This window comes from Streptomyces sp. AC555_RSS877, from assembly GCF_019049245.1.
Taxonomy (GTDB): domain Bacteria; phylum Actinomycetota; class Actinomycetes; order Streptomycetales; family Streptomycetaceae; genus Streptomyces.
The window spans coordinates 136,888-162,426 of record NZ_JAGMUK010000052.1 but is presented as its reverse complement, the minus strand read 5'-3'; the positions used below and the strand labels follow the sequence as shown (position 1 = coordinate 162,426).

20 protein-coding genes and 1 pseudogene are annotated in these 25,539 nt (G+C 70.7%); 8 read left to right on the top strand and 13 right to left on the bottom strand.

All coding sequences use genetic code 11. The features are described 5' to 3' along the window. Window positions 1-231: 231 nt before the first annotated feature. The 3 genes from KUM49_RS22735 (at window position 232) to KUM49_RS22725 (ending at window position 1,489) form a co-directional block, all read left to right on the top strand. The gene (locus KUM49_RS22735) at window positions 232-603 is read left to right on the top strand and encodes a hypothetical protein (RefSeq protein WP_254401648.1); all 372 of its coding nucleotides are present in this window, start codon (window positions 232-234) and stop codon (window positions 601-603) included. 76 nt (window positions 604-679) lie between these two features. Continuing rightward, window positions 680-1,057, top strand: a complete 378-nt coding sequence (locus KUM49_RS22730; RefSeq protein WP_217238739.1) for a hypothetical protein — start codon at window positions 680-682, stop codon at window positions 1,055-1,057. Window positions 1,058-1,192: 135 nt separating this feature from the next. Next, the gene (locus tag KUM49_RS22725; RefSeq protein WP_308406703.1) at window positions 1,193-1,489 is read left to right on the top strand and encodes a hypothetical protein; all 297 of its coding nucleotides are present in this window, start codon (window positions 1,193-1,195) and stop codon (window positions 1,487-1,489) included. Window positions 1,490-1,954: 465 nt separating this feature from the next. Here KUM49_RS22725 and KUM49_RS22720 read toward each other — a convergent pair whose 3' ends face one another. Continuing rightward, complete coding sequence (locus tag KUM49_RS22720) at window positions 1,955-2,737, bottom strand: SDR family NAD(P)-dependent oxidoreductase (RefSeq protein WP_217238738.1); 783 nt, start codon at window positions 2,735-2,737, stop codon at window positions 1,955-1,957. Between the two features lie 59 nt (window positions 2,738-2,796). Between KUM49_RS22720 and KUM49_RS22715 the strand changes: the two are divergent. Continuing rightward, window positions 2,797-3,012, top strand: a pseudogene (locus KUM49_RS22715) (winged helix-turn-helix transcriptional regulator); the annotation flags it as partial. 154 nt (window positions 3,013-3,166) lie between these two features. Here KUM49_RS22715 and KUM49_RS22710 read toward each other — a convergent pair. Both KUM49_RS22710 and KUM49_RS48525 read right to left on the bottom strand, forming a co-directional pair. Beyond that, window positions 3,167-3,619, bottom strand: a complete 453-nt coding sequence (locus tag KUM49_RS22710; RefSeq protein ID WP_217238736.1) for a hypothetical protein — start codon at window positions 3,617-3,619, stop codon at window positions 3,167-3,169. 1 nt (window position 3,620) lies between these two features. After that, window positions 3,621-8,243, bottom strand: a complete 4,623-nt coding sequence (locus KUM49_RS48525) for a DNRLRE domain-containing protein (RefSeq protein ID WP_308406702.1) — start codon at window positions 8,241-8,243, stop codon at window positions 3,621-3,623. Window positions 8,244-8,832: 589 nt separating this feature from the next. Here KUM49_RS48525 and KUM49_RS22700 point away from each other — a divergent pair. Continuing rightward, a complete protein-coding gene (locus tag KUM49_RS22700; protein ID WP_254401626.1) occupies window positions 8,833-10,902 on the top strand; it encodes a LamG domain-containing protein in 2,070 nt (689 codons plus the stop codon). A 92-nt stretch (window positions 10,903-10,994) separates the two neighbouring features. Here KUM49_RS22700 and KUM49_RS22695 read toward each other — a convergent pair whose 3' ends face one another. The 3 genes from KUM49_RS22695 to KUM49_RS22685 all read right to left on the bottom strand — a co-directional run bounded on the left by KUM49_RS22695 (window position 10,995) and on the right by KUM49_RS22685 (window position 13,943). Further along, entirely contained in the window at window positions 10,995-12,665 is a 1,671-nt protein-coding gene (locus KUM49_RS22695; protein ID WP_217238734.1) for a glycosyltransferase, read from the bottom strand. A gap of 250 nt (window positions 12,666-12,915) precedes the next feature. Next, the gene (locus tag KUM49_RS22690; RefSeq protein WP_217238733.1) at window positions 12,916-13,332 is read right to left on the bottom strand and encodes a DUF2267 domain-containing protein; all 417 of its coding nucleotides are present in this window, start codon (window positions 13,330-13,332) and stop codon (window positions 12,916-12,918) included. A gap of 182 nt (window positions 13,333-13,514) precedes the next feature. Further along, on the bottom strand, window positions 13,515-13,943 hold the full coding sequence (locus KUM49_RS22685) for an Hsp20/alpha crystallin family protein (protein WP_217238732.1): 429 nt from the start codon (window positions 13,941-13,943) through the stop codon (window positions 13,515-13,517). A gap of 166 nt (window positions 13,944-14,109) precedes the next feature. Here KUM49_RS22685 and KUM49_RS22680 point away from each other — a divergent pair, with 166 nt between their 5' ends. Continuing rightward, the gene (locus KUM49_RS22680; RefSeq protein ID WP_217238731.1) at window positions 14,110-14,415 is read left to right on the top strand and encodes a hypothetical protein; all 306 of its coding nucleotides are present in this window, start codon (window positions 14,110-14,112) and stop codon (window positions 14,413-14,415) included. 220 nt (window positions 14,416-14,635) lie between these two features. Here the strand turns inward: KUM49_RS22680 and KUM49_RS22675 are convergent, their stop codons facing one another. Further along, on the bottom strand, window positions 14,636-14,995 hold the full coding sequence (locus KUM49_RS22675; protein WP_217238730.1) for a VOC family protein: 360 nt from the start codon (window positions 14,993-14,995) through the stop codon (window positions 14,636-14,638). 133 nt (window positions 14,996-15,128) lie between these two features. On the opposite strand from KUM49_RS22675, the gene KUM49_RS22670 reads away from it, so the two are divergent. Then, complete coding sequence (locus KUM49_RS22670; RefSeq protein ID WP_217238770.1) at window positions 15,129-16,592, top strand: alginate lyase family protein; 1,464 nt, start codon at window positions 15,129-15,131, stop codon at window positions 16,590-16,592. Window positions 16,593-16,807: 215 nt separating this feature from the next. Here the strand turns inward: KUM49_RS22670 and KUM49_RS22665 are convergent, their stop codons facing one another. Both KUM49_RS22665 and KUM49_RS22660 read right to left on the bottom strand, forming a co-directional pair. Next, complete coding sequence (locus KUM49_RS22665; RefSeq protein WP_217238729.1) at window positions 16,808-18,271, bottom strand: MFS transporter; 1,464 nt, start codon at window positions 18,269-18,271, stop codon at window positions 16,808-16,810. Between the two features lie 55 nt (window positions 18,272-18,326). Further along, entirely contained in the window at window positions 18,327-19,664 is a 1,338-nt protein-coding gene (locus KUM49_RS22660) for a DUF445 domain-containing protein (RefSeq protein WP_217238728.1), read from the bottom strand. A gap of 194 nt (window positions 19,665-19,858) precedes the next feature. Here KUM49_RS22660 and KUM49_RS22655 point away from each other — a divergent pair, with 194 nt between their 5' ends. Next, window positions 19,859-21,193, top strand: a complete 1,335-nt coding sequence (locus KUM49_RS22655; protein WP_217238727.1) for an SGNH/GDSL hydrolase family protein — start codon at window positions 19,859-19,861, stop codon at window positions 21,191-21,193. Window positions 21,194-21,969: 776 nt separating this feature from the next. On the opposite strand, the gene KUM49_RS22650 is transcribed toward KUM49_RS22655, so the two are convergent. Genes KUM49_RS22650 through KUM49_RS22635 form a run of 4 tightly spaced genes read right to left on the bottom strand, consistent with a single transcriptional unit; the run spans window position 21,970 to window position 25,481 of the window. Then, complete coding sequence (locus KUM49_RS22650) at window positions 21,970-22,809, bottom strand: DUF1707 domain-containing protein (RefSeq protein ID WP_217238726.1); 840 nt, start codon at window positions 22,807-22,809, stop codon at window positions 21,970-21,972. 56 nt (window positions 22,810-22,865) lie between these two features. Beyond that, entirely contained in the window at window positions 22,866-23,882 is a 1,017-nt protein-coding gene (locus tag KUM49_RS22645; protein WP_217238725.1) for an ATP-binding cassette domain-containing protein, read from the bottom strand. Continuing rightward, window positions 23,840-24,688, bottom strand: a complete 849-nt coding sequence (locus KUM49_RS22640; RefSeq protein WP_308406700.1) for an ABC transporter permease — start codon at window positions 24,686-24,688, stop codon at window positions 23,840-23,842. The genes KUM49_RS22645 and KUM49_RS22640 overlap by 43 nt, the downstream gene beginning before the upstream one ends. Beyond that, window positions 24,681-25,481 (bottom strand): ABC-2 family transporter protein, encoded by an 801-nt coding sequence (locus tag KUM49_RS22635; protein ID WP_308406699.1) that lies wholly within the window; start codon window positions 25,479-25,481, stop codon window positions 24,681-24,683. The genes KUM49_RS22640 and KUM49_RS22635 overlap by 8 nt, the downstream gene beginning before the upstream one ends. Between the last annotated feature and the right edge of the window lie 58 nt (window positions 25,482-25,539).

The following is a 25,539-nucleotide window of genomic DNA, read 5'->3' as shown; positions in this document are numbered from 1 at the left end:
TCTCCCTAAGCACGCGGCAGGCCTGCGGCACTCAGGAGAGGTCCACCACCCGAGGGTTCTCCAAAGACGAGGTGAATCTGTGTTGCAAACAACGCCGTCAGGGCCCGAGATGCCTCCTGGGCCAACCCCACCCAGGAGCAGCGCGAGTGCGAGGGGGGCCACGCAGTGACCACTGCCGCCGTCACCGGAGTCCGCACCGGCCGATCCCTCGTCACAGACGCCGAGTTCGACATGCTCGCCGCGTTCTGCGCCGAGGAGTACGGCCTGGAGCGCTGCGTCGCCGACCGAGTCGTCGACCAGGCGCTCGCCATGGTCTTCGTCATGGGCTCGTCCGGTGAAGGCGCGGCCATGGCGCCGTCCCAGCAGGTCGATCCGGGCTGGCACACGCTCATCCTGCACACCGGTTGGTACGCCGACTGGTGCGAGAGGAGCTTCGGCTACTTCCTGCATCACCAGCCAAACTCGAAGGTCCGCACGCGAGGGCTGATGGTCGACGTCGTGGACAGGATCCGTTCCGCCGGATTCGAGGTCGACGAACGGCTGTGGGGCACGGCCGCGGACTGCAACCCGCCTGCCTGCTGCGGCGACGGCCCCTGCTGCTGACCCCCTCCCACGGAATGGGCGGGCCGGCCTCCCCGGTCAGTCCGCCCTCCCCTGTGCCAGAACGGACCCCGTCCCCTTGTCCCTCACCGAGCTGACCGCGACCAGCCGCGTGACCGTCTTCCCGCTCGAAGGTCTCCGCGTCGCCTACACCACCCAGTCCAGCGACGAGCGTGGCCTCGGTGACATCGGACTCGTCACCGTCGTCGACGCGGGCGGCGATGGTGAAGAACTGTGGCGCCTTGCCTGCGATCTCGGCGGCCATCAGCAACGCCATGCCCAGGCCCAGTGGATTCTCACGCAGGCGAGCCGCGCGCGAACGGTCAATGCGTACACCGATCTGTTGGGCGCGAGCTGGACGGCGTACATCTGTCGGAGGTTCGTACTCGACTCGCTCTTCGCCAACCACGATGTGTTGATGACCGGTCGGATGGTGCTGCCGGGGCTCCAAGCGTGAGCCAGGAACCGTACTCACTTAGTAACGGCGCACCGAGCGCCTTCGCGTCTGGCGCACTGACGAGAGGTTCCTCAGCGGCCCCTTCCGCCGTAGGACACTCCTCTTGGGACAGCAGACAGCAAGGAGCTGACGATCGTGAGCGCACAGTACGTGGAGACGCCCGGGCCTGCGACGCTGTCGTTGAAGACCATCGGTGACATTCGAGCTGCTCTTCGGTCCGGGCATGGCTTTCCGGGTGACCGGGAGTCCTTTGAAGCAGATCTTCAGCGTGCGTTGGAGGCATCGTCCGACACGGATCTCAACGCTGTTGCCACGGTGATCGTCGACTACGGGGGCAGGATCCGCCTCTACCAGGATCCCGACTTTGACACTGCCGTGCAGGAGGGCATTGACCTCACGGCTCGGTCGAAGCAGGAGGAACAGGGCCGGTGAGCGGCGTGATCGCGGCCGTAACAGCTCGGGTGGCCGATCGGGCGAAGGCTCTCGGAGCCGAGCAGGCACTGGAGACGCTCCGGCAGGAGCTGAAGAATTTCGCGGCCCCAGCGCACCGGCGCGTTCCACGCCTTCAGCAGCGCTGCCTCCTACGGAGACGCCGCCCGGGATCTGATCGCCAAGGCTCTCGCCTACTGCCTCAAAGGCGTTGCCTTCCCCAGTGTCGAACCCGGCACCGCCCACACACGGGTCGCCGTCGCCTGGCGCAAGAAACGACCCGAACCCTCTGTGCACCAACCTTCTGGCGGCCGTGAGACGAGATTCGCCGGACAGGCGCCACTAAACCAGCCGCACCCTCGGCTCAGACCGGCCTAGGCAAACCCGCCCACCGACGCGGCCAGGCTGTTGCTGATCAGAGCCCTGCTCGACCAGGTCGAACTTCAGGCATCTCCGGCGAGGTCCCGCTCAGTGCACGGAAAACCCCCCATCCACAAAGATCGACTGCCCCGTGACATACCCCGACCCCCGCCCCGCCAGGAACACCGCCGCCCCCGCGAAGTCCTCGGCCAGGCCGTTGCGGCCGATCATCGTGCGGGCGGCCAGCGCCGCCACCTTTTCCGGGTCGGAGGAGAGGCGGGTGTTGAGGGGGGTCATGACGAAGCCCGGGACCAGTGTGTTGGCGGTGACGCCGTGGGGGGACCAGGCCTCGGCCTGGGAGCGGGCCAGGGATTCCAGTGCGCCCTTGGAGACTCCGTAGGCGCCGCTGTGGACGAAGGCGCGGTGGGCCTGCTGGGAGGTGATGTGGATGATCCGTCCGAAGCCCCGTTCGGCCATGCCGGGCCCGAAGCGCCGGCCCAGCAGGAAGGGTGCCTCCAGGTTCACGGCCATCGTGGTGTCCCAGACCTCGTCACCCAGTTCGTCCATCGGCGGCCGCAGGTTGATCCCGGCGCTGTTGACGAGGATGTCGGGCTCGCCGAACACGTCGGCTGCCTGGTCCGCCGCCACGCGCACCCCGTCGCGGGTGCTCAGGTCGGCGCTCACCCAGGCCGCCCGGCAGCCGGCCGCGGTCATCTCGTCGACCGTGGCGGCCAGTTCCGGCTCCCTGCGCGCCACGATCACCACGCTCGCCCCGGCCCGTGCGAGGGCGCCGGCGATGGCGCGGCCGATACCGGAGCTGCCGCCTGTCACCACGGCGACCCGGCCGTCCAGTGAGAACAGTTCGGAGAGGTAGGTCTGCGAGGTCGTCATCTCCGCACCCTAGACGGCGCCTGCACGACGACCGGTGCCCGGTGCGCGGTGCCCGGTCCACCGAGCGGTTACGGCAGTTGGAACGCGACGGGCTCGTCGTGCGCACGTACCACCCCGAGGTTCCGCCGCGGGTGGAGTACGAGATCAGCGAACTGGGACGGAGCCTGGGACCGATGTTCGCCGCACTCTCCGACTGGTCGGTCAACCTGGACACGGTCGAGGAGGCCCGGCGGGAGTACGACACCAGGGACCGGCCCCATAGCCGTCGAAGCTGATTCGAAGGCTCACCGACAACCGGCGCCGCGAGGCCCGTCGGGCGTGGGCCGGCTGGCGAGCCGGTAACGGTGGGCGGCGGGAGAACAGCGCGAAGCGCCCGTCCCACCCGATGGTGCCGGGGGAACGGGCGCTTGCGTAGAGGGCGTAGAGGGCTCAGCCCTGGAGCTTCATGCCCTCGGGTGAGGTGAGGCCCTTGTCGGGGTGGGCGCGGAACGTCGCCGTCCAGGTGGTGGGCGGGCAGGACGTGCCGTTGGGGTGCTGCTCCGTCAGTTTGGCCCGGGTGCTGTCCTCGACGACCGTGTCACCGCTCTTCACGGACGTCACGGTGAGCCGTACCGGCACGGTGGACGCACCGATGTCGTCGGGGAGTCGGACCGACAGCGAGGCGAACGGGTCGTCCGGGCTGCCCGATGTCCGCTCCTCGCAGGTGTCGTCCACGCACAGCCGGACCTTCGCCTCGTTCGGGCCGCCGCCGAAGTCGGCGGGCTTCCAAACAGCGGAGACCTGCGAGTCCGCGTCGGCTTCGGTGCACGGTGTGCCCTGGCCGAGGAGCGAGCATCCGGTCAGGGATACCGCCAACAACGGTGTGAGGAGTACGCGGCGCATGTCAGTACCTCGCTACCGTGCCGGGGAAGGCGCTGTTGGCCAACCCGATGTCGGTGAAGAATAGCCAGCACGGGTCGAACAGCCCGCCGCTGTTGTCGCCTCCGCCGCCACCGCCGCCGGAGATGATGCCCTTCGCGAAGGCGCGTCCGCTGCTGTCGACGGTGTACACCGGACCGCCGGAGTCGCCGTTGACCGTGCAGGATCCGGACGTCTTCTTCGCGACGACCATGTTCTTGGCCCTCGTACCGCCGGAGTAGGTGAAGCTCACCTGGGTGTCGGTCACCTTCCAGCCGCACCTCTCGCCGGTCATCATGCCGCCCGTGCAGACCTTGTCGCCCTCTTGCGCCCAGCGCCGCCAGTAGTCGTGGACGGGCCGGGACGAGCTGGACGTCTTGCCGCCCTTGTAGATCCGGGCCGACGCGGAGCTGTCGCTGTTGATCCGGTACAACGCGAGGTCACCGGAGTAGTAGCTCTGCCCGGCGAGTCTCACCGAGCCGTACCCGTTCTTCCAGTTGTCCCGGACGACGGGGCCGATGTAGTCGCTCTGGCTGGGATTCAGGATGGCCCCGTTGCCGGTGGTGCAGTGGCCCGCGGTCACCATGTACCACTTGCCGCTGTACTTCCAGGGGAATCCCGCCGTGCACCACGTCGCCGAGTTGGTGGTCAGTTGCGAGTAGATGCGCGCCCCGCCGTAGTAGGGCGAGGTGTCGTTGTAGCGGGTCGCCTGGGGTCCCAGCGCGTCGACCCCGGGCATGACCTGCACGGCCACGGTGTCGGTGCCGTACCGCTCGCCCAGGGCCGTGACCAGCGCCGGGGCGGCGGTCTCGGTCGCGACGACGACACGGTTCCCCGCGGCGTCCACGGACGCGACGCGCAGTCCGCTCGCGCCGGGCAGTTCCGCGTCCGACAGCTGGAGGGCCTCGTCGCGTACGGACTCCAGCGCGGTGACGCTGTGCTCCACCACTTCGGTGCGCGGGGCGACCTGCTCGGTGACGGTCGGCCCGGCAGGCGCGGGAGTGGTCTCTGTGGTGTCCTCGGGCATCGCGAACGACTCCTCGCCGGTGGTGTCCGCGGACCCGTCGGCGGGCGGCGCCGGAGTCTCCGCCTCGTTGGGCTCGGTGTCGGGCTTGGTGCCGTCCTCCGTGTCCTCGGCGGGCAGTCCGCTGCCCTCGTCGGCCGGCGCCTGAGTCACCTGGATCGGGGCGGACGCCTCGTCGGCCGAGGCCGACTCCACGACCGGCGCGACCAGTTCACCCGTTGCCGGGTCGACATAGGGCGGGGCGTAGGCGTCGGGGTTCTCGGCCGCGCGGGCCTCGGCCTGCTCCAGGGCGTAGGCCTGGGCGGGTTCCGACTCCTGCATGTCGTCGCCCGAGCCGCCCTCGATGACCTCGACACGGTCGATGATCGCCGAGACGGGTTCGGCCTCCGGCGGGGCGTACGACCCACCGAAGCGGGCACCGATCTGGCGGCCGCCGCTGCCGGACAACGACGAGGTGTCCCACAGCAGCTTCGGCGCCGTGCCGCCGCTGAACGGCACCGGCCAGGTGACGGCGGAGCCGTCGGTGGCGCGGGTCACCTGAGAGGCCGGGACGACCTGCCACGGGTCGGCGGACGAGGCCCGCTGGAGGAAGGTGACGTCCGTCAGTGAGGCCGGGGCGCTGACCGCGAGGTCGACCGAGCCGACGAGCACCTCGCCGTTGGCGGGCGCGGTCACGGCCGCCCGTCCGACGTGGAAGGCGCGCTGGATCTCGGCCGAGACGTTGCCGGCCCGGTCGGTGGCGGTGACGACGAGCTGGTGGCTGCCCTCGGCGGCCGGGGTGATCGGCAGCTCCACCGGGCCGCCGGTGGTGGTGAGGGTCTGGGCGGTGCCGCCGTCGACCGAGTACGTCAGGCCGCGGGTGTCGGTGCCGTCGGGCGTCAGCGTGAACGTCCCGGTCACCTGCGCGCCGCCGGCCCAGGCGTCCGACGGGTAGGCCGCGGAGGTCACGGCCGGGGCGCCGGGCGCGGTGGTGTCGACGGTGAAGCGGTAATGGGAGGTCGCCCCGCCCGTGCCGTTGCCATCGATGCCGCGCACGTGCAGGTACCAGGTGCCCTCGGTGCGGGTCGTCGTGTACGAGGTGCCGGTCGTCTCGGCCGTGCTGTCGGGCACCGTGTCGGTGGTGCCGTCGACGACGATGCTGTACCCGGCGGAGGCGCCGGAGGGAGCGGTCCAGGTCGCGCTGAGGGAACCGCTCTTGTACGCGCCCGTCTGGTCCGGGTGCGTGGACGAGCTGATCACCGGGCTCGGCGGCAGCGTCATGTCGACCCGGAACGGCAGATGCGCGGCGGCGGACGACCAGTTGCCCGCCTGGTCCTTGGCCCGCACGTGCAGGTACCAGGTGCCGTCCGCGTCGACGGTGGTGGTGAACTTCGTCGACGTCTGCACGGTGCCGGTGGTGGCCGGCAGGGTGTCCGCGACGCGGTCCACGGTGGCCACGTAACCGGCGGCGCCGGACAGGTCGGTGGGCGCCGACCAGCTGAAGGACGCGGTGCGGTTGGCGTACGCGCTGGTCGTCACGGGGTGTGTGGAGGAGACCAGACCGCCGGGCGCGCCTGGGGCGGTGGTGTCGACGTTGAAGCCGCGGTGCTGGGTCGGGGACCACAGCCCCGCCTTGTCCTTGGCGGCCGCGTGCACCCACCAGGTGCCGTCGGTACGCCCGGACCAGCTCACGCCGGCCGTCGTCTGCGTGACGGTCGTCCCGGCGGCGGTCGTCGGGCTCTGGTCGAGCTTGACGGCGTATCCGGTCACGCCGGAGGCGTCCGTCGCGGCGAGCGTGCCGGTGAAGGTGGTGGCGTTGTACCAGGCCGACGCGGAGGGGTGGCTGGTGGAGCTGATGGCGGGGGCGGACGGGGCGGTGGTGTCGACGGTGAACGTCTGCCACGTCGACCAGGCCCCGGTGTCGGTGCCGTCGGACGCCCTGGCCCGCCACTTGTAGTCGCCCGGCGCCAGAGTGACGGCCGTGTGGGTCGCCACCGCCCCGGAGGCCACGGAGGCGGATGTGCCGGACTGCAGGGCCGCGGTGCCGTTCGCCGCCCAGACCTCGAAGGCCAGCGTGAGCTGCTGGGCGTCGGCGTCGGTGGCCTTGGCGGACAGGGTGGGCGTGGTGTCCGGGGTGTAGGTGCTGGACAGCGGGGATACGGCCGTCGCGGTACCGGGCTTGGAGTTGTAGGTGACCGTCAGGGAGGGCTCGTAGGCGGCGTTGTGGGAGCCGTCCGTCTGGTTCGCCGAGTGGTAGCGGCGCCAGGTCAGCGGGTCGGTCTCGTCGACGGCCGCGATCCGCACGCCGTGGTTGGTCTGGCCGTCGGCCCAGGCCTGGACGATCCCGTCGATGTCCCAGGAGACGTGCCCTGCCGGGCAGTTGGAGTTGTAGCCCTTGGCCGCGGTGGAGGTCACGGCGCCGGTCGAGGTGGTCGTCGGCTGCTCGGCCCAGGTGATGGCCGACGGGTCCCAGGCCGAGGTGATACGGCGAACCTGGTTGCCGGAGTTGGTGGTGCTGCACGTGGACGAGTAGTACGAGTACAGGCGCAGGTCGGTGTCGAGGACGTGCTTGCCGGCGTACTTCGCCACGTCGAACTTCAGGTACGAGCGGGCCTTCTCGGTGCCGTTGTAGGTACCGGCCTTCAGCTCGGTCGAGCCGCGCTGCGAGGTGAGGTAGTCGTCGTACTGGATCCAGGTGTCGGTCACCGGGCCGAGCAGGGAGTCTGTCGGGTCGATGGTGACCGGGTACTCCAGGTCGGGGTCGGCGAGGAACTCCTCGTCGGGCCTCAGGACCAGGACCTGGTCGCCGCTGTCCGCGTCCCGCTCGATCGTGACGTCGATGGCCGCGAGGTCCTCGGGCTCACCGGAGGCGCGCTGTTCGCCCGAGCCCCACATCACGGGCAGCGGCGCGGTGGCCACCGTACGGCCCTTGCTGTCGCTCCAGCGCAGCCGTTCGTCGGCGGTCTCGTGCAGGGTGAGGCCGTCGGCGGAGACGGGCAGCCGGTAGCTGACCGGGCCGTCCGGGCGCTCGTGCAGGACGACGGAGTGGGAGAAGCCCTCCTTGAGGGCGGTCACCTCGAGGTCGCCGCCCTCGACGGCGCCGGGGTAGACGGCGGTCGGGCCGTCCAGGCGCGGCTCGGGCAGCTTGCCGGGCCAGTCGAGGCCGAGGGTACGGCCGCCCCGGGAGACCTCGGCCAGCGGGTCGCCCGAACCGCCGCCGGAGAAGCTGATGTCGGCGGCCGCGTTCTTCGGCCGCACTACGCCGTCCTCGCTCACGAGCGTGGTGTCGACGGGCCGCCAGCTGCCGTCGGGCTGCTTGACCCGGATCGGGCCGGTGTACGTCTCGACGGTGGTCGTGCCGTCGGCGTTGGCCCAGGTGGTGGTCGAGTCGGTGCGCTCGGAGACTATCTCGGTCCGGGCACTGGTCGCCTGCTGCACCGCTGGGGTACCGGCGGCCGGATCGGCGTCGTCGGCGAACGCGGTCTCGTTGAGCAGGGGCAGCGGGGCGCACACGAGAGCGGCCAGCAGGGCCGCCGCCAGGGCTCGTTGTCTGCGGCGGGATCTTCGCCCGCCCGGGGCCGGGGCGACCGGCGCGGAGTGGTGCACAGGGAGTCCTTTCGGTCATCTTGGCTGAAGATCGATGATCATAAGGCCTGCGCATGGCACACCCAAGGGGAAAAGATCACTCCGCTTCTGACGGCCGTAGTTGACCGAACGTTGCCGAAGTGTCCAGGGATCAACTCACGGCCCGAACATAGGAGTTCGACCCGACGCCGTCCTGCGGTCCACCCCGGCACCGGGGCTCAAGCGCCGCCCAGAACGTAGCCCGACTCATCCGGATCTTGGGCATCGCTACCGCAGCAACAAGAGGCGCTCGACCGTCCGGCAGCGGAGGAGAACCTGCTGGTGTACCGGGCCTGACGTTCAGAGGCCGGTGCCGAGAGCAGCGGTGAGGCTTCGCCTCCTCGCCCGCCCCGCGGCTTCGGTACGCAGCAGAAAGCGCTTCAACTGTGTCAGTGGCCTCTGTTAACTTCATGCGGCTCGTGCGGTTCACGAGCGTCAATGACGAACAGGGGTGGGGCAGTTGACGGCAGGACAACGGGCTGGGACACGATCGGCCGGAAGACGGAGAACCGCGTCCGCGCAGCTCGCGGTGATGTGCTGCGCGGCGGCGGTCGTGGTGGCGGGGACCGGCATGTCCGGCACGGCGTACGCGGCGGAGAACCTGCCGCCGAAGCAGCCGCTCGTGCAGGACCTGCAGACGGAGACCAAGGCGTGCGCGACCGGTGACAACCGGGCGTACGTCGGGGCGCCGCCGACGCTCGGCGCCGTCCTGTACGACCCGGAGGAGGACAACCAGCCCGCCGAGGCCAACCTGGTCAGGGCCGAGTTCGAGGCGTGGTGGACCGACGCGGCCGGAGTCGAGCAGCGCCGTACGTACACGTCCTACGAGACGTTGTCGGGATCGCGGCTGCCGTGGCGGATGCCGGAGGACATCCCGGCGGACACGGTGATCTCCTGGCACGTCCGCGCCGACGACGGCAAGGCGACCTCCGCCTGGAGTTCGCAGGGCGACGGGTCCGTCTGCGAGTTCGTGTACGACGACGCCAGCCCGGAGAAGGCGGTCGTCACCTCGCCCGACTTCCCGGAGGAACAGATCGGGGGCGGCGTCGGCGTCTACGGCGGCTTCACCGTGGACTCCCCGTCACCGGACGTCGTCGAGTACCGCTACAACTTCATCGGCGGCCCGTACGGGACCGTCCGGCCGGACGAGATGGGCGGGCCCGCCACCATCCGGTTCCTGCCGCTCCAGGCCCGCCCGGACTACCTGAGCGTCCGCGCGATCGACCGCTCGGGGCGCAGCAGCGGAACCACCACGTACTTCTTCCGGGTCCCGAGCGGGCGCGCACCCGTCGCCCACTGGAAGCTCGACGACGCGGCGGGAGCCACCAGCGCCGCCGCCGAAACGGGCACCGCCGCCCGCGCCGGACGCGGCGTGACCTTCGGCGGTCCGGCACCCCGGGGCACCGGCGCCACCGCCACCGTCGCCCTCGACGGCAGCCGTCACGGTTTCCTCACGCCGGACGCCCCGGCCGTCGACACCGGCAGGACCTTCGCCGTCAGCGCCTGGGTGCGGCCCGCGCAGACCGACCGGACGATGACCGTCGCCGGCCAGGACGCGGGCGACACGGCCGGCTTCCGCCTCGGACTGAGCAGCCCGGACTCCGGACCCGCCTGGACGTTCGGCATCGGGGGCGCACGGGTGTCGGGCGGTGCTCCGGAGACCGGTGAGTGGGCCCACCTGCTGGGGCTCTACGACCAGGAGACCGGGAAGGCGCAGTTGTACGTCAACGGCCACCCGGTCGGCACCGCCGTCGAGGCCACACCCGCCGGGCCGAACGACGCGTTCCAGATCGGCCGGGCCCGCAGCGGGTCCGGCTACCACGCGCGGTGGCACGGTGACATCGGTGACGTACGGGCGTACGACAGGGTCGTGGTGCCGGTCGAGCTGGCCGAACTGAGCCGCCGCACACCGAAGCTGCTCGGCCACTGGTCACTGGAGACCGCGACGGACGGCGCGAGCCCGGAGCAGAAGGGCGGAGCGCCGCTCAGGCTCGGTACGGGAGCGACGATCTACCAGAGCTCCGACAGCTCCTGCATCCCGGACCTGGACCCCGACTGCACCTACACGCCGCCCGCCCTGGTCGGCGACGGACATCTGCGGCTGGACGGCGAGAGCGGGCACGCCGTCGCCGAGGGCCCGGTGGTGGACACCGGGGACAGCTTCACCCTGGGCGTGGTGGTACGGCTGGCTGACTCCGAACCGGCCCACCCGATGACCGTGCTGTCCCAGGCGGGCGAGCACACCGACGCCTTCAAGGTGCGGTACGAACCGTCCGAGCACGCCTGGCAGCTGGTCATGCCGGAGAAGGACGAGGTCGGCGCCGCCGAGACGGTGGTGTCGCAGATCGCGATGGCGGACGGCGGCGAGGGCCAGGGCCACCGCCTTGCCGTGGTCTATGACGACGCCACCGACACGGTCAAGCTCTTCCTGGATGGTGAGACCAACTCCCAGGCGACCGGAACCCTTCCGAACGGCTGGCGCAGCTCCGGGGCGCTCCAGATCGGCCGGGCACAGGTCGGCGACGGTTGGGGCGAGTACCTGCACGGCGACGTCGACGAGGTGCAGGCGTACGCCGGCGCGCTGAAGGACACCAGGATCAGCGGTCTGGGCTGGGGAACGGACCCCTGCGTCGACTGCTAGTCGCTGACCACTGAGGGCTGAGCGTCGGCAGGTCCGACGCTCAGCCCTCAGTCACTCAGTGCTTAATCCTTAGTCCTTGGTCCGCCGGTCCCTCAGTCGCTCCGCCCCGGGGTCCAGGGATCCGCCTTGCGCGCGAGCGTACGGACCGGTCCGCGTACGTCCTTCGGGAGGCGCCGCAGGACCGTGCGGGCGGCGCGGCGGACGGTCGGGGTCGCCGTGGCGTGCAGGAGTACGCGGTGGGGGACGGAGAGGTGGCCAGGCTGGCCCACGGAGAGGCGGAGCTGGCCGTCGGGGCCGCCCCAGGCGGGGTGGACCAGGCGGGACGGGGTGCCGGTCGTGAACGCGCCGGGGCAGGTGGGGGTGCCGGTGAGGCGGATCCGGCGGCCGACGCCGAGGAGTTGCGCGTACGCCCACACCAGGTGCGTGCCGGCGGGCATCTCGGTGCCGCCGGCCAGGGTCAGGGGGTCGATGGTGGTCTCGCCGGTGATGATCACGCGGTGGCGGCCGTTGCCGAGCGGCTGGGTGCGCGGGGCGAGGCCGGTCTCCGGGTACCACCACAGGTTCCGGGTGGCGTCGTGGACGAGGAACTCGCCGCGGGCTTCACCGAGGGGGTGCGGGACCTCCCAGTCCTCGGCGCCCTTGATGTCCGCCAGCAGTTCGGGGTCCAGGAGGAGACGGCCGTAGCGTTCGACGAGGGTGAGGGGTTCGCCGTCGGGGCGGAGCATGCCGATCGTCGTCCTGATGACGAGTTTGTCGTTCCGCCTGCGGATGTGGTCGACCGTGAGCTCGGGCTTGATCTTCTGGGTGCGGTGCGCGAGTTCGATCAGGGAGTCCAGGTTGCCGTCCTCCAGGAGGCGGCCTCTGAGCCTGGTGATCGCGGGGAGTCCGTCCCGTACGCCCGGTGGGTAGCAGTCGAGGGCCATGCGGCGTACGACGTCGAAGTACCGTTCGAGGCTGCTGCCCGTGCGTTGGAGGACGCGGGGTTCGACGACCGGGCGGAGGAGTTCGACGCGGTAGGAGCGGCGCAGCAGGTGGTCCTGGAGGGGGCCCGGTTCGGTGCCCTCCTTGATGGCCTCCACGACCGTGCGCAGGTGGCCGTAGTAGGTCTCGGGGGTGGTGGCGCGTCCGCTGGTGTTGCCTCCGTCCTCGCGGCGGTTCCATACGTAGCAGGGGTGGTCGCCGAGGATGGAGACCCGCTTCGCGCGCACGTACGCGCGGGCCATGAAGAGCTGGTCCTCCAGGCGTACCGGCCCCTCGGGGAAGGTGATCCCCTCGTCGAGGAGGAAGGCCCGGCGGAACATCTTGTGGGGCGTCAGGCTGTCCATGAGAGGCGCGTCCTCGACCGTGCAGTGTTCGACGGTGCGCCGGAAGAGGCTGCTGGGGCCCTGCATGGTGCCCACGATCTTGCCCAGGACGATGTCGGAGGCATTGCGGCTGCCGAGGTCGTACAGGCGTTCCAAAGCCTCCGGGGTCAGGTCGTCGTCCTGGTCGACGAACTGGACGTACTCGCCGCGGGCCGTCCGGACACCCACGTTGCGGGGTTTGCCCGGCCAGCCGGAGTTCTCCTGGCGGACCACGCGTACGTGGGGATGCCGGGCGGCCAGCTGGTCGAGACGGTACGCGGAGTCGTCGGTCGAGCCGTCGTCGACGTAGACGATCTCGTACGCGTCCCGGCCGATGCTCTGATGGAGGAGCGAGGGGGCGCAGCGGTCGATGTACTCGCCCGCGTTGTAGACCGGCACCACAATGCTGACCTTGAGCATTTACTCCCCCAGACATGGTCGGACCAGGTTATTTCGTACCTGATCTCACCGTAGTCGGAGCCTTCGATCGCGTCCGGCCAGGCGCGCTGGGAGTGTCGGGAAGTGTCGGCCGATGGCGGGACGTATCGGGAACCATCGGAGGGACTTCGGGATCGTCACGTCCCTCCGTCATGTCCCTCCCCGCCGGGCCTCGGCCTTGCCGAGGCCCGGCGGGGAGGCTGACGACCGCCGGCCCGCCCAGGCCTCTCGTTCAGGCCGCCGGTGCGAGTTCCGCCCGGCCGAACAACAGGGCGTATCCGGGTGGGAGTTGGGCCAGGACGCGGTCCACCAGGTCGTCGCCGACCAGACCCGGCAGGACACTCAGGACCGAGCTGACGTCCCAGCGGGCCGTGGCCGGGGTGGCCCCCTGGATCCGGGCGGCGACCGCGTCCACGAACTCCGCCGCCGTCAGCGGACGGGTCGCCGGGATCTGGGAGGCGACCACGCGGGCCGCTTCCTCGGGGAGGGCGCGGGCCAGGTCGACGCGTTCGTCGCCGGTGACGTGACCGCCGAGGGCGGAGAGGACGACGCGGGTGACGCGTTCGGCCTCCGCCGCGCTCGGGTACTGGCCGGACTCCCGTACGGCGTCGATCAGTTCGGTCCAGCTGGCCGTGCTCAGTACTGTCATAGGGGCTCCCTTCTTCGGTCCTCCGGGTCGTGTGCTGGTCAGCTGCTCAGCCGTTCAGTCGATCGACGGTTCGACTGTTCAGTCGATCGACGGTTCGGCTGTTCAGTCGATCGACGGTTCGGCTGTTCGACGGTTCGGCTGTTCAGTCGATCGACGGTTCGGCTGTTCGACGGTTCGGCTGTTCAGCCGCTCAGCTGCCTGCGGCCGCTGTCGCCGCCCGTGATCTGGATGCGGCGCGGCTTGGCCTGTTCCGCCACCGGGATGCGCAGGGTCAGGACACCGGCGTCGTACGAGGCGTCGACGCGTTCCGTGTCGAGGGTGTCGCCGAGGAAGAGCTGGCGGGTGAAGCTGCCCGTGGGGCGCTCGGCCACGATCAGTTCCGCGTCCTCGGGGGCCGGGGAACGGCGTTCTGCGCGGACGTTCAGGACGTTGCGTTCGACGTCGATCTCGATCGTCTCGGGGTCGATGCCGGGGAGGTCGAAGTGGACGACGAACTCGTCCCCGGACCGGTAGGCGTCCATCGTCATCGCGGTGGGGCGGGCGGCGGTGGAGCCGAGGACCTGCTGCGCGAGGCGGTCGAATTCACGGAAGGGGTCCGTACGCATGAGCATCACAGTTCACTCCTTTCCTCAGGTTCGCTGTGCGATGCCCTACGGGTTCTTATATAGCTCGGAGGAGGAAACTTGACAAGCCCCGACTCAGTTAGACGGCGTTGTCCGAGGTGAGCGTTAGCCTCGGGGGCGCATCGCACCGCACGGGACAGCACAGGAGGCAGACATGGCGAGGGTTCCCAGCGCAGTCGTCGCGGCGAGCGGTCTCGTCGGCGGGTACGGCGTGGCCCGCTGGACCAGGAAGCGGCAGCTGGGTGGCGTCGTACTGGCCGCCGCCGGGGCCGCGGCCGCGCAGCAGTGGCGCCGGCAGGCGGGCGGGAAGGCCGCGGGGGCACTGACCGTCGCGTACGCCGCCGCCTTCGCCGGGTCGCACCCGCTCGCCAAGAAGGTGGGCGCCTGGCCGGCCGTCTTCGGCGTGGCCGGAGCGGTGGCCCTGGCTTCGTGGGCGGTGGCGGACCGGAACGCCGGCTAGTCCGTCAGCCCGCGCGGTCGGTCCGCTACACCCGGTCGGCCCTCCGCGCCCGGCGGCCCGCTACACCCGGTCGGTCCGCTACATGCGGTCGGTCCTCCGCGCCCGGCGGCCCGCTACACCCGGTCGGTCCGCTACATGCGGTCGGTCCTCCGCGCCCGGTCGGTCCGCTACACCCGGTCGGTCCGCTACATGCGGTCGGTCCTCCGCGCCCGGCGGCCCGCTACGCACGGTGCCCCAGCACGTTCACCACCCGCCCGTTCGGATCCCGTACGAAGAACCGTCGTACGCCCCACTCCTCGTCCCGCAGCTCCCGTACGATCTCCGCGCCCGACGCCGCCACCCGCGCGTACACGGCGTCGACGTCCTCGACCTCCACGCTCATGTCGGGGACGACGGGTGCGGTGCGTTCCTCGGTGAGGAACATGATCTGGGCGGTGGGGTTGGACGGGGAGGCGAGTGTGGTCACCCAGCCCAGGTTCATGACCTCCTCGAGGCCGAGCAGGCCATAGAAGTCGCGGTTCGTTCGCATCGCTTCCTCGGACCGGACGTGGATGTCCGGGACGACTCTGCGGACTGTCATCGGCGTCTCTCCTCGCGCTCGTGCGGTTTTCGTTATCCGCTGCCCTTCCCGTTCGTCTCCTCACCGTCCCCACAGGCACGCGATTCGACCCCGAGGAACGAAACACGTGACACGAGAGATCAGCCGCCGGAGCATGCTCAAGGCCGCAGGCGTCACCGCCGGAGCCGTCGGTATCGGTACCGCCCTCGGCACGGGCACACCGGCCGCCGCGGCAGGCACCGCCGCCCACGCGCATCCCGGCCTCCTGCACACCCGGGCCGACCTGGACCGCATGGCCGCCAAGGTGAAGGCGGGCGCCGCCCCCTATACGGCCGGTTTCGCCAGGCTGACAGCCAACCGCCATGCGGCGAGCGGCTGGACGGCCAACCCGCAGGCCACCGTGTACCGGGGTGCGGGCTCCCCGCAGAACTACGCGATCCTCTACAACGACGTCCACGCCGCCTACCAGAACGCCCTGCGCGGTCACGTCAGCGGCGACAGCGCGCACCTCGACACCGCCGTGGCGATCCTCAACGCCTGGTCGGCCAAGCTGACCAGCCTCGAAGGCAGCGCCGACCGGTTCCTCGCCGCCGGGCTCTACGGCTACCAGTTCGCGAACGCCGCCGAACTCGTCCGTGACCACGGCGACTTCGAGCTCGGCCGGTTCCAGCAGATGCTCAGCGACGTCTTCGCGCCGCTGAGCGACAGCTTCCTCGCCGAGCACAACGGCGCCGTCGTCACCAACTACTGGACCAACTGGGACCTGGCCGCCATGGCCTGCGTCCTGGCCACCGGCATCTTCTGCGACGACAAGGCCCAGGTCGCCCGCGCGGTCGACTACTTCAAGGACGGCGACGGCCTGGGCTCCGTCCGGCACGCCATCCCCGTCGTGCACGACGACGGACTCGCCGAGTGGGTCGAGGCCGGCCGCGACCAGGGGCACGCGCTGCTCGGCGTCGGTCTGATGGGCACCGTCTGCGAGATGGCCTGGAACCAGGGCATCGACCTGTACGGCTACGACGACAGCCGCTTCCTCAAGGGCGCCCAGTACGTGGCGAAGTGGAGCATGGGCGGCAACGTGCCGTACACCGCCAACACCCGCGCGAAGGGTGCGATCAATGGCTGGTCCGGGCAGGAGACCGCCTCCGACGCCGCCGCCGTGGACCCGGCCATGCAGCGCCCGATCTGGGCGATGATCGCCAACCACTACACCAAGCGGCGTGGCCTGTCCGCCACCTACCTCACCCAGATCGCCGCCAAGGCCGCGCCCGAGGGCGGTGGCGGGGACTACGGCCCCAACAGCGGCGGCTACGACCAACTCGGCTTCGGCACGCTGGCGTTCTCGCGGGACCGGGCGGCGGACACGGCGGCTTCCCCGAGCCCGAGCCCGGCGGCCGGTGGGTCCGTCGCCTCCTCGGGCGGTGGTTCGGACGCCGCCCGCCCGCGGGCCGGGGCGACCGCCGGCGCGTCCCCGTCCGCGTCGGTCGCCGGTGGCCTCGCCGCCACCGGTTCCGACGACATCGTCGGCTGGGCCGCCGCCGCGGGCGTCACCGCCGTTGCCGGCGGGCTGCTCTTCCTGCGGCGGCGGGACCGGGTTCGGCGCGACGGCGCTCAGTAGAGACCGCGAGTGCGGTGGTTCCTCGCCCCCGCCGCCCCTTCCCTTCCCGTCCCGTCCCGTCCTTCTGGGGCTCCGCCCCAGACCCCCGCTCCTCAAACGCCGGAGGGGCTGATTTCAGCCCGTCCGGCGTTTGAGGACGAGGCCGTTCAGGCCGAAGCGGGGGTCTGGGGGCGCAGCCCCCAGGGACGGGAAGGGAAAGGGCGGCGGGGGCGGAATCATCGAGCGTCGGCCGCCGCCGTCAGTGGCGTCGCGATGTCCTCCAGGGAGCGGCGTTCCGCGCGTACCGCGAGGAACGCGGCGACCAGGCCGGCCGCGCACATCAGGGCCGCGCCGATCTGGAAGGCGAGGACCGTGTCGCCGACCTTGCCCGTACCGGTGAGGTCGGCGAAGAGGATGGGGCCGCTGATGCCGCCGGCGGCGGTGCCGATGGCGTAGAAGAAGGCGATGGACATGGCGCGGGTCTCCATCGGGAAGACCTCGGAGACCGTCAGGTACGCGCTAGACGCGCCCGCGGAGGCGAAGAACAGCACCGCGCACCAGCAGGCGGTCAGCGTGCCCGCGCTCAGGGAGCCGCGGTCGAAGAGCCAGGCCGTGCCGAAGAGCAGCAGGCCCGAGAGCACGTAGGTCGACGAGATCATCACCTTGCGGCCGACCGTGTCGAACAGCTTGCCTAGCAGCAGCGGGCCGAAGAAGTTGCCGACGGCGATGACGGCGAAGTAGTAGCCGGTGTCGCCGGTCGGGACGTCGTAGAACGTCGTCAGGATCGCGCCGAAGCCGAAGGTGATCGCGTTGTAGAGGAAGGCCTGGCCGATGAAGAGGGAGAAGCCGAGGATCGCCCGCCTGCGGTAGTCGGAGAAGACCGTGCGGCCGATCTCCAGGAAGGTGACGCTGCGGCGCTGGTGGATGGTGAGTTCGCCCTCTGCCGGCGGCAGCGGTTCGTCCCGCTCGGCCTCGACGCGCTGTTCGATGGAGGAGACGATCCGTTCCGCCTCCTCGTCCCTGCCGTGGATCAGCAGCCAGCGTGGGCTCTCGGGGACGTGGCGTCGTACGAGGAGGATCACCAGGGCGAGGACGGCGCCGAGGGCGAAGGTCAGCCGCCAGCCGACGTTCGCCGGGAAGATGTCGGTGTCCAGTGCGACGATCGACAGCAGCGAGCCGCCGACCGCGCCCAGCCAGAAGCTGCCGTTGATCATCAGGTCGACGCGGCCCCGGTACTCCTTGGGGATCAGTTCGTCGATCGCGGAGTTGATGGCCGCGTACTCGCCGCCGATGCCGAAGCCGGTCAGGAAGCGGAAGGCGAAGAACCACCAGGTGTCGAAGGCGATGGCGGTGAGCGCGGTCGCCGCGAGATAGACCGCCAAGGTGATCATGAACAGTTTTTTGCGGCCCCAGACGTCGGTCAGACGGCCCCAGAACAGGGCGCCTAAGCAGGCGCCGGCCACGTAGAGCGCGGCGGCGATGCCGGTGACCTGGCCGGAGGTGATCGGCAGTCCGCTGCCGGGCTCGGAGAGGCGGCCCGCGATGTTGCCGACGACGGTGACTTCGAGGCCGTCGAGGATCCACACGGTGCCGAGACCGATGACGATCGTCCAGTGCCACCGCGACCACGGAAGGCGGTCGAGGCGGGCAGGGATGTCGGTCGTCACGGTTCGGCCTGTCTCGGCCTGCGCGGTGGTCATGGGCCCCCTCCTCATCTGAGCGAGAACCCGGATCGAGTGCCCTCGACCAGTGGGGTTACGCCCCCAGTGCCCGCGACACCGTGTAGATCAACAAGCCCACCAGCGAACCGACCACCGTGCCGTTGATCCGGATGAACTGGAGGTCACGGCCGATGTTCGCCTCGATCTTCTTCGTCGTGTGCTCGGCGTCCCAGCCCGCCACTGTGTCGGTGATCAGGGAGGTGATCTCCTTGCGGTAGGTGGTCACGACGTACACCGCCGCGCCCTCCAGCCAGCCGTCGACCTTGGCCTGCACCTTCGGGTCGACGGCCATCCGGGCGCCCAGGGACAGCAGGGAGGCGCGCACCCGCAGCCGCAGCTCGCTGCGCTCGTCCTCGGCCGCCGAGACGATCATGGATCGTACGGCGCTCCAGGCGGAGTCGATCAGGTCCTTGACCTCGCCGCGGCCCAACACTTCGCCCTTGAGCCGCTCGACACGCGTGCGCGTGTCGGTGTCGGACTGGAGGTCGGAGGCGAAGTCGGAGAGGAAGCGGTCGAGGGCGCCGCGGGCCGGGTGGGAGGGCATGTCCCGCATCTCCGCGCAGAAGCGCAGCAGTTCCTTGTAGACGCGTTCGCCGACCTTCTTGTCGACGAACCTCGGGGTCCAGCCGGGCGCCCCGCCCTGTACGGCGTCCATCACGGAGTCGCTGTGCAGCACCAGCCAGTCGTGCGCGCGGGACACGATCAGGTCGACGGCACGACGGTGGCCGCCGTCCGCGACGACCTTCTCCAGCATCTTGCCTATGCCGGGCGCGATCTCCTGCGCGTCGGCCCTGCGCGTGATGGCCTCGCCGACCACCGCCTGGACGTCGGAGTCGCGCAGCACGGTCAGGGCGCCCCGGAGCGCGGCCGACAACTCGGCCGTCACCCGGTCGGCATGCTCGGGGTCCGCGAGCCAGGTGCCGAGCCGGCTGCCGATGCCGACGGCCCGCAGCCGCTGCCGTACGACGTCCTCGGAGAGGAAGTTCTCCCCGACGAACTCGCCCAGCGACACCCCCAACTGGTCCTTCTTGGTGGGGATGATCGCGGTGTGCGGGATGGGCAGGCCCAGCGGGTGCCGGAACAGGGCGGTGACCGCGAACCAGTCGGCCATCGCACCGACCATGCCCGCCTCGGCGGCCGCGGCGACATAGCCCGCCCAGGCGCCGGCGCCCTCGTGGGAGGCCCACTTGGCGAGGACGTAGACGAGCGCCACGAACAGCAGCATGCCGGTGGCGGTGAGCTTCATCCGGCGGACGCCGCGCTGTTTCTCCTCGTCGGCCTCGCTGAACGTGTTCATGGCGCGGTTCGTGAAGGTGCCGGGCCGGGCATGCTGCCCTTCGGCTCCGGTTGATCCCGTTTCCGTACGTTCCATCCGCTCCACCCGTTCGGTGATCCCTCACACATTGTCCCTTCCTGACCGACTCCTGGAACGGAACAAGAGTTCCCAGCGTCTGTCCGGTCGGGGGAACGCGGCGGGGTCCTGTCAGTTTTCCCCGGCCCATGGCTCATCATGGGTTCATCAGATCGGAGCCTTGGGCTCCCATCGCCCGAGGAGAACAACACAGCATGACCCGGCGTCATGGTTACGCCCTGCTCGCCGCGATCCTCTCAGTGATCGTGGCCCTGTCCGCCGCCATCTACGTCGGAGTGGCAACCGACGACGGTACGAACGAACGCACCACGCTGGCCGGCGGGCCCGCCCCCCACAACTCCGCCGCCCCGGTCTCCACCGGCGTCTGGGTCGGCTCCTGGTCCGCCTCCCCGGTCGGCGGCGAACCCGGAACCGAGACCGACGGCCTGGCGGGCCGCTCGGTACGCAACGTCGTCCACGCGAGCGCCGGTGGTACGAGTGCCCGCGTCACACTGTCCAATCTCTACGGCCAGTCGCCGCTGACCATCACCCACGCCTCGCTCGCCCTCGCGGCCGGCACCGGCACCGCCGAGGCGGCCGCACAGACCATGCGGCGCCTGACCTTCGGCGGCAACACCGCCGTCGTCGTCCCCGCCGGACAGCAGGTGCTCAGCGACGCCGTCGTCCTGCGCATCCCGGCGGGCAGCGACGTCCTGGTCACCACCTACTCCCCCACCCCGTCCGGCCCGGTCACCTACCACCCGCGCGCCCGCCAGACCTCGTACGCCGCCGCCGGCGACCGCACCGAGGACCCGACGGCGACCGCGTACACCGAGCAGGCCGAGTACTGGCGCTACCTGACCGCCCTGGACGTGCTCAGCGACGAGGCCGAGGGCACCGTCGTCGCCTTCGGCGACTCGCTCACCGACGGCGTCGGCTCCACCGCGAACGCCAACCACCGCTGGACCGACCTCCTGTTCCAGCGGCTGCGCGCCGCGCTCGACTCGGGCCGGGACGTGCCCCGCTACAGCGTCGTCAACCAGGGAATCGGCGGAAACCAGATCCTCGCCGACGGCCTCGGCCGGCCCGCCGAGAACCAGGCCGGCGTCGACCGCTTCGCCCGCGACGTCCTCGGCCGCACGAACGTCAAGGTCGTCGTCGTCGACCTCGGCATCAACGACATCCTGCGCAACCCCCGGCTGGCCGACCCCGACGCGATCCTCGAAGGCCTGCGCGCGACGGTCCGCCAGGCCCACGCCCGCGGCATCAAGGTCGTCGGCGCCACCCTGATGCCCTTCGGCGGCCACCGCGGCTACACCGGCGCCCGCGAGTCGGTACGGCAGCAGATCAACGCCGAGATCCGCGCGGGCAGGGTCTACGACGCCGTCGTCGACTTCGACAAGGCGGTCCGCGACCCCTACAACCCGCGCAGGTTCCGCTCCGACTACGACTCGGGCGACCACCTCCACCCCAGCGACAAGGGGTACGAGCGCATGGCGGCGGCCTTCGACCTGGACGACCTGAAGGGGACGGCACCGGCGAAGCTCTGACGCGAGGTCCGGGGCCAGGGATCCGGGGCCAGGGATCCGGGATCCGGGGCCAGGGGCCAGGGATCAGGGGCCAGGGATCAGGCATCCGGGATCCGGAGTCAGGGATCCGGGATCCGGGGCCAGGGGCCAGGGATCCGGGGCCAGGGGTCAGGGGTCCGGGGCCAGGGGTCAAGGGTCAGGCATCCGGGGCCAGGGATCAGGCATCCGGGATCCGGGGCCAGGGGCCAGGGATCAGGGGCCAGGGATCAGGCATCCGGGATCCGGAGTCAGGGATCCGGGATCCGGGGCCAGGGGCCAGGGATCCGGGGCCAGGGATCAGGCATCCGGGATCCGGGGCCAGGGGCCAGGGATCAGGGGCCAGGGATCAGGCATCCGGGGCCAGGGGCCAGGGATCAGGCATCCGGGGCCAGGGATCAGGCATCCGGGATCCGGGGCCAGGGGCCAGGGATCAGGGGCCAGGGATCAGGCATCCGGGGCCAGGGATCAGGGATCAGGCATCCGGGGCCAGGGGTCAAGGGTCAGGCATCCGGGGCCAGGGATCAGGCATCCGGGATCCGGGGCCAGGGGCCAGGGATCAGGGGCCAGGGGTCAGGCATCCGGGGCCAGGGATCCGGGGCCAGGGGTCAGGGATCCAGGGTGCGGGGGTCAGGGATCCAGGGTGCGGGATCCGGCAACCCGAGAGGGCTGGTTCCGGTGGTGTGCCGGGTGCGGGCGCGTGGGGGCTGGTCGCGCAGTCCCCCCGCGCCCTCGAGGGGCATCCACTCATCCAGGAGGGATCAGTACCCCCCGCGCCGCCGGTCCCGCTCCTCCCGGCGCTGCTCCCGGCGCTCCTCGCGACGCTCACGACTGCGGTCCCGCAGAAGGTCGTGGCGGCCTTCGAGCATCCTGCGGTGGGCGTCGCGGACGTCGTCCCGGACGGACTCACCCAGCTCCCGAAGCGACGCCTTGCGGTCCAGCTTCTCCTGGCGGCGCTCCTCCTTCAGCCGCTGCCGCTCGGACCGCGTGAGCTTGCGCTCCACACCGACCCCGCCCCAGAAGGCGAAGCCCGTCACGATCACCCGCGGGGCGCCCGGATCACCCGGCACGCCCTCCTCACGCTGGTCGAAGCCGCCCATGATGCCGATGCCGCGCACGACGACCTCGACGCCGGGCGGCACGATCACCTGCATCCCGCCCATGATCGCGATGCAGTTGATCTCGACCACGCCGGCCGCGAAGTCCGCCTCCCGCAGGTCGATCTCGCCGCCGCCCCAGAAGGCGAAGGAGTTGAACCGCTTCGGCACCGTCCAGCGTCCCTTGCGCTGGAACCCCGACATGATCGCCACGGCCCACGTCGACGACTCTCCCCCGCCGACGATCCGCCCCGCCCAACCCCCGCTCTGCACGGGCCCCTTGGTCATCGAGATCCGAGGAGCGGAGACGACGCCCGCGCCGGACGGCAGGTCCCGGGTGATCGGCGCGAGTTCGCCGTACGTGCGCGCCTGATACGTCGCGTCCAGCCGTTCCCCGAACTCCTCCATGTCAAGGCGCCCCTCCGCGAGGGCGTCCCGCAAAACCTCGGCGACTCGTTCACGATCGGCGTCGGAGGCGCGCAGCTCCGGGGCATCCTCGGTCATACCCGCCAGCCTACGAGTTCCGGGCGACGGGCACTACGGCAACGCTGTCGCAGCCACTACGCGGTCGCCGTCCGCTCCGCGTACATCTTCGCGATCACCGCCTCGATGTCCGGCTCCCGCACGGACAGGTCCACCAGCGGATACTCCGCCGCGATCCGCGCCACCAGCGGCGCCGCCGACGCCGCCGCCGGGAACGCCAGCCACTGCCGGGGCCCCTCCACCTTCACCACCCGCGCGGGCGGCGGCGCCTCGATCGGCGGCAGTTCGCGCTCCAGGTCGACCACCAGGACCCGCTCGCTCTCCCCCACCTCGTGCAGACCGGTGAGCGGACCGTCGTACATCAGACGCCCGTGGTCGATGACCATCACCCGCGAACACAACTGCTCGATGTCCTGGAGATCGTGCGTGGTCAACAGCACCGTCGTGCCGTTCTCCGTGTTCAACTCCCGCAGGAACTCCCGCACCTTGCCCTTCGACACGACGTCAAGACCGATCGTCGGCTCGTCCAGGTACAGCACCTCCGGATCGTGCAACAGCGCCGCCGCGATGTCCCCGCGCATCCGCTGACCGAGCGACAGCTGCCGTACCGGAACATCCAACAACTCACCCAGTTCCAGGAGTTCGACGAGCCGGTCCAGGTTCTCCCGGTACCGCCCGTCGGGGATGCGGTACATGCGGTGCATCAGCCGGTACGAGTCGATCAACGGCAGGTCCCACCAAAGCGTCGTACGCTGCCCGAACACCACCCCGATACGGTGCGCCAGCCGCGACCGCTCCCGCGACGGATCGATGCCCGCGACCCGCAGCCGGCCACCGCTCGGCGTCAGGATGCCGGTGAGCATCTTGATCGTCGTCGACTTCCCGGCACCGTTCGGACCGATGTAACCGACCATCTCCCCCCGCGGCACGGTGAACGAGATCGAGTCGACCGCCCGCACCTCACGCCGCTCCCGCTTCATGAAGCCGGTCTTCTTGCGCACGTCGAAAACCTTCTCGACGCGATCCAGCTCGATGAACGCACGGTCCACTTCTAGCTCCCTGTACTCCGATACGACCGAAGCCCCGTCCGCCACACCACACCGGCCAGCGCACAGCACACGGCCGCCACCAGCGGCGAGACGAACGCCGTCCACGCGGGCAGCCCGAGCGGCAGCGGCCGCCCCAGCACATAGGCCGCCGGCACCCAGTTGACGAAGGCGAGCGGCAGCACGAACGTCACCCCCCGCACCAGATCCTTCGCGAAGATGGTCGGCGGATACTGCAACAGCGTCGTACCGCCGTACGTGAACGCGTTCTGCACCTCGGAGGCGTCCTGCGCCACGAACTGGAACGCGGCACCCCCGACGAACACCGCGCAGAAGATCCCGGCACCGCCCAGCACCATCACCGGCATCAACACCAGTTTGAGCGGCGTCCACTGCAGGTCGAGCTCCATCAGCGCATACCCCAGCACCAGCGCGCCCTGCGTCACCCGGCCCAGCCGCCGCAGCCCGAACCGGTCGGCGGCCACCTGCGCCAGCACCGGCGCCGGCCGCACGAGCAGCGTGTCGAGCGTGCCGTCACGCACCCGGCGGCCCAGCCGGTCCATCGAACCGATCGCCAGATCGGCCAGCCCGAAGGACACCGACGACAGGCCGTACAGGAAGGCGACCTCCGGCAGCGGATACCCGCCCAGCGCGTCCACCTGCGAGAACATCAGCAGGATCGCCACGAAGTCGAGCGCGGTCGCCGCGAAGTTGCCGACCGTGGTCATCACGAAAGAAGCCCGGTAAGCCATCGTGGAACGAATCCACATCGCCGCGATCAGACGGTACGTCCGCACCCCGTCCGCGACCCGGCCGGCCGGGGCCGCGTCCACCCGCCACCCACCCTCAGCCACCCTGAACCACCACCCGCCGCGTCGCCACGACCTGCACCAGCCGCCCCAGAGCCAGCAACGCCACCGCCCACCCGGCCTGGAACAGATACGTCCCCCACGGGTCCGCCTCCCCCAGCAGCACGTCCGCGGGGGCCTGCAACAACGACGACCACGGCAGAGCCCGCACCACCTCACCGAGCGCCCCCGGGAAGACGTTCAGCGGAAAGAGCATCCCCGAACAGAAGAACCCGACGAGCCACGCCATCTGCACCACACCCGTCCCGTCCAGCAGCCAGAACGCGCTCAGCGCCACCAGGAACCGGATGCCGTACCCCACCACCATCGCCAGCAGCACCGCGAAGAGAAAGGCACACCACGTCCCCACGTCACCCGGCACCGCGGCCGGGAAGACCAGCACCCCGAACGCGAACGGCACCACACCCCGCCCCACCAGCTGGAACACCGCCCGCCCCAGGTCCGCGGCCAGCCACCACAGTTGCAGATCCGCCGGCCGGTAAAGATCGATCGCGATGTCACCCGTCCGGATGCGCTCCATCAGCTCGTCCTCGACCCCGCCGCCCCCGATCGCCAGCGTCGACAACAGCGCCTGCCCCACCCACACATAGGTGACGGCCTGCGCCTGGTCGTACCCGCCCAGATGCGGCCGCTCCTCCCACAGCGCCAGATACGTGTAGACCAGAATCAGACCGAAGACGGTGTTGGTGAACACCCCCGCGGCCGTCGCCACCCGATACGTCGCGTACCGTCGAAAACCCCCCGCCGCGACGGCCAGGTACAACCGCGCCGTATCCACGGCAAACCGCCCTCCTCGCCCGCCCAGCCCGCACCGACACCGAAGCGCAGGAGCCTAG

What these genes read in the sequence shown, in the direction of transcription:
- KUM49_RS22735 (WP_254401648.1), top strand. Translation starts at nt 232, where the DNA reads ATGCTCGCCGCGTTCTGCGCCGAGGAGTACGGCCTGGAGCGCTGCGTC.
- KUM49_RS22720 (WP_217238738.1), bottom strand. Translation starts at nt 2,737, where the DNA reads ATGACGACCTCGCAGACCTACCTCTCCGAACTGTTCTCACTGGACGGC.
- KUM49_RS22710 (WP_217238736.1), bottom strand. Translation starts at nt 3,619, where the DNA reads ATGCGCCGCGTACTCCTCACACCGTTGTTGGCGGTATCCCTGACCGGA.
- KUM49_RS22700 (WP_254401626.1), top strand. Translation starts at nt 8,833, where the DNA reads ATGTCCGGCACGGCGTACGCGGCGGAGAACCTGCCGCCGAAGCAGCCG.
- KUM49_RS22695 (WP_217238734.1), bottom strand. Translation starts at nt 12,665, where the DNA reads ATGCTCAAGGTCAGCATTGTGGTGCCGGTCTACAACGCGGGCGAGTAC.
- KUM49_RS22690 (WP_217238733.1), bottom strand. Translation starts at nt 13,332, where the DNA reads ATGACAGTACTGAGCACGGCCAGCTGGACCGAACTGATCGACGCCGTA.
- KUM49_RS22685 (WP_217238732.1), bottom strand. Translation starts at nt 13,943, where the DNA reads ATGCTCATGCGTACGGACCCCTTCCGTGAATTCGACCGCCTCGCGCAG.
- KUM49_RS22680 (WP_217238731.1), top strand. Translation starts at nt 14,110, where the DNA reads ATGGCGAGGGTTCCCAGCGCAGTCGTCGCGGCGAGCGGTCTCGTCGGC.
- KUM49_RS22675 (WP_217238730.1), bottom strand. Translation starts at nt 14,995, where the DNA reads ATGACAGTCCGCAGAGTCGTCCCGGACATCCACGTCCGGTCCGAGGAA.
- KUM49_RS22670 (WP_217238770.1), top strand. Translation starts at nt 15,129, where the DNA reads ATGCTCAAGGCCGCAGGCGTCACCGCCGGAGCCGTCGGTATCGGTACC.
- KUM49_RS22665 (WP_217238729.1), bottom strand. Translation starts at nt 18,271, where the DNA reads ATGACCACCGCGCAGGCCGAGACAGGCCGAACCGTGACGACCGACATC.
- KUM49_RS22660 (WP_217238728.1), bottom strand. Translation starts at nt 19,664, where the DNA reads ATGGAACGTACGGAAACGGGATCAACCGGAGCCGAAGGGCAGCATGCC.
- KUM49_RS22655 (WP_217238727.1), top strand. Translation starts at nt 19,859, where the DNA reads ATGACCCGGCGTCATGGTTACGCCCTGCTCGCCGCGATCCTCTCAGTG.
- KUM49_RS22650 (WP_217238726.1), bottom strand. Translation starts at nt 22,809, where the DNA reads ATGACCGAGGATGCCCCGGAGCTGCGCGCCTCCGACGCCGATCGTGAA.